Source organism: Coleofasciculus sp. FACHB-712, from assembly GCF_014695635.1.
Taxonomy (GTDB): Bacteria; Cyanobacteriota; Cyanobacteriia; order Cyanobacteriales; family FACHB-T130; genus FACHB-T130.
On record NZ_JACJOQ010000026.1, the window covers coordinates 1 to 2,654 of the forward strand.

At 49.2% G+C, this 2,654-nt stretch carries 3 protein-coding genes and 1 pseudogene; 3 read left to right on the top strand and 1 reads right to left on the bottom strand.

The genetic code is table 11. The annotated features are described in order from the left end of the window. Window positions 1-663, bottom strand: a 663-nt coding sequence (locus tag H6F50_RS00315) for a PucC family protein (protein ID WP_190425024.1), incomplete at its 3' end; no start/stop codon positions are given. A gap of 114 nt (window positions 664-777) precedes the next feature. Here H6F50_RS00315 and H6F50_RS00320 point away from each other — a divergent pair. From H6F50_RS00320 to H6F50_RS00330, 3 genes and pseudogenes are all read left to right on the top strand, one after another. Then, the gene (locus H6F50_RS00320) at window positions 778-1,734 is read left to right on the top strand and encodes an aldo/keto reductase (RefSeq protein WP_190416082.1); all 957 of its coding nucleotides are present in this window, start codon (window positions 778-780) and stop codon (window positions 1,732-1,734) included. A gap of 258 nt (window positions 1,735-1,992) precedes the next feature. Then, window positions 1,993-2,256 (top strand): hypothetical protein, encoded by a 264-nt coding sequence (locus tag H6F50_RS00325; RefSeq protein WP_190416083.1) that lies wholly within the window; start codon window positions 1,993-1,995, stop codon window positions 2,254-2,256. Between the two features lie 203 nt (window positions 2,257-2,459). Further along, a pseudogene (locus H6F50_RS00330) lies at window positions 2,460-2,654 on the top strand (fatty acid desaturase); the annotation flags it as partial.

The following is a 2,654-nucleotide window of genomic DNA, read 5'->3' on the forward strand; positions in this document are numbered from 1 at the left end:
AAACAAGCGGTCGATCGAGGCTTGCAATGCTGATAGGGGTGCGTCTGTGCCGACTTGCTTGAGCAAACTGCTGCCAAGAATTGCCCCGATAACAATTCCCACCATCAGCATAGACCAGACAATCCCGACAAGTTTAGAACGATTATCTTCATCGGAAACATCCACCAACATTGCGGCAAAGGGAGTCGAACTCATACTCAGCGCCACGCCATAAAACACGAAGACAAGTGCCAGCAAACCAGTCCAGCCGGAGGTTTGGGTTGTCCATGACCAACCTCCGGCAGCTTGCACCACATTGCCCAGCCTCCACATAACTTGTACGGCGAGGAAGGATGCGATCGCAAACAGTGTTGCACCTATCCACACATAACCCGTGCGGTGATACCCCAATATCGGCTTTGCATCCGACATTTGCCCAAACCACACTCGCACTGGGGCAACAAACTGGTGCATCGCCAAGGCACCCGCTGCAATTGTGGCAGGAATTGCTAACTCCCCAATCATGACTCTGTTGAGGATGCCCAGCGCCAAAACGGACATCATCCCCAATCCCATCTGAAATAAGCCGAGTCGGAACATGGTGAATAAATTCACCTTGGGAGGAAATGACTCGCGGGGTTTCGAGTCTTCTGGTTGCAAATTTGATATATCACCTGTTGCCATCTTTTTTTAAAAGCAAATGAAAGCATCTTTTGCTGTTTTCATTTCACCATACTCATCTGCGACTGTCTGCGACGTTAAACTGAAAAATATAAAGTTTTGTAAAGAGTAGAAATTTTGAGCCTACAAACGATTACTTTAGGACGCGATGGTCCCACAGTCACCCAACTCGGTATCGGCACTTGGGCTTGGGGGGACAAGCTGTTTTGGAATTATGGCAGCGATTACGGGGAAGCCCAACTACGAGAAGCCTTTGAAGCCACGCTAAATTCCGGCATTACCTTTTTTGATACTGCTGAGATTTATGGGTTCGGAGAGTCAGAGTCACTTTTGGGAAAGTTCATGCAAGAAACTGGATGTCCTGCCCAAATTGCTACTAAATACGGCCCTGCCCCTTGGCGATTCACGGCTCAATCGGTCTCAGATGCTTTAACAGAAAGTTTAAAACGTCTGCGGGTTGAGCAAGTCGCCCTCTATCAGGTGCATTGGCCTTTTACCTTTTTGATGAGTCAAGAGACGCTGATGAATGCTCTAGCCGATGAGGTGAAGCGAGGCAGAATTGCGACAGTCGGCGTCAGCAATTATTCAGCCGAACAAATGAAAGAAGCCCACCAACTGCTGGCAGCCAGGGGTGTGCCTTTAGCGGTGAACCAAGTACGCTATTCTCTGCTAACTCGACAAATCGAAACCAACGGCATTCTAGACACAGCGCGTCAACTGGGGGTGACAATCCTGGCTTACAGCCCTCTTGCACAAGGGTTACTCACTGGTAAGTACACCGTTGAGAAGTACCAGGAACCGACGGGTGCCCGCAGATTTGACTCTCGCTTCAGCCGCAGCGGCTTAGAGAAAATCTCCCCAGTGACATCCTTGCTGAGTCAGTTAGGGGAAAAGTATCAAAAAACCCCCGCTCAGGTTGCCCTCAATTGGTTAATCGCTCAGAACGATGTGATTGCGATTCCAGGCGCAAAGACAGCCGAACAGGCGCGGCAGAATGCCGGGGCGCTCGGTTGGGAATTGAGCAGCGAGGAAGTTGCCCAATTGGAACAGGTGAGTCGTCCTTGGCGAAATTAAACCGATTTTAAATTTGGTTCGCAATCGAGGCACCGCCTCGATTGTGTCCATTATTGAAGGAACGACGCGAGCCGTATTCGACCCGTAGGCGCAGCCTGCATCCGCCAGAGCGACAAAGGTAGCAGTACCGACCTAACTTCTACAGAACACAGCATTTTTTTAGCCAATTAGAAAAGCGACACATAAAATTTAACTTAGTTACCACTTCAGGCTAAAATTACTGGATGGTGTGAGTACACAGAAATATCTGTTTAGCTGATGTCCACTCGTTCATCTACACTGACCCGTCCGCAAGACTCTGTTGGCAATTCCGAGCCGCTGAGCAATCTTTTGACAGCCCCAACTGGTGAAAAGCATCTGAAGCCTGTGACCAAAGCTGTCTATCAAGCCGACCAGCAAGTTAAGTTCCTGCATTTGCAGGCGGAAGTTGAAATTCTCTTGCAACAGCTGCAAACAATCAAACAGCAGCGGTTAGCATCGGATCGCGAGATGGCGGCGACACCCAGCACCGCTAACCCGTAAGGTTCGTAGGAAGAGGCTTTTATCCCTAGAAATGCTGTTTGTAACTCTATCGGCAACTCTTCGGTGCTAGCTTCGTTTGCCCGAAGTTATAAATCATTCGCCGATCAAAAATACTGCCTGCCACAAATCTGTATCGGGCAGTATTTTTGTGCGCGTATAAACGCACTGCACTCAACGAAAACCACGAGAACTTTAATCTCTGCATGACATCGACCATCCCAGCAACGATCCCGAACTCGGATGCAACCACTGACAGCCTGCACCTAAGAGACATTTTGAGAAGTCTACCGCGTGAGGTTTTTACCAAGAATCGCCGCAAAGCTTGGCTCACAGCGCTGATTAACGTTTTAATGGTTGGCTTGGGCTACTGGGGTTTAGCGATCGCTCCCTGGTTTCTT

What these genes read in the sequence shown, in the direction of transcription:
- H6F50_RS00325 (WP_190416083.1), top strand. Translation starts at nt 1,993, where the DNA reads ATGTCCACTCGTTCATCTACACTGACCCGTCCGCAAGACTCTGTTGGC.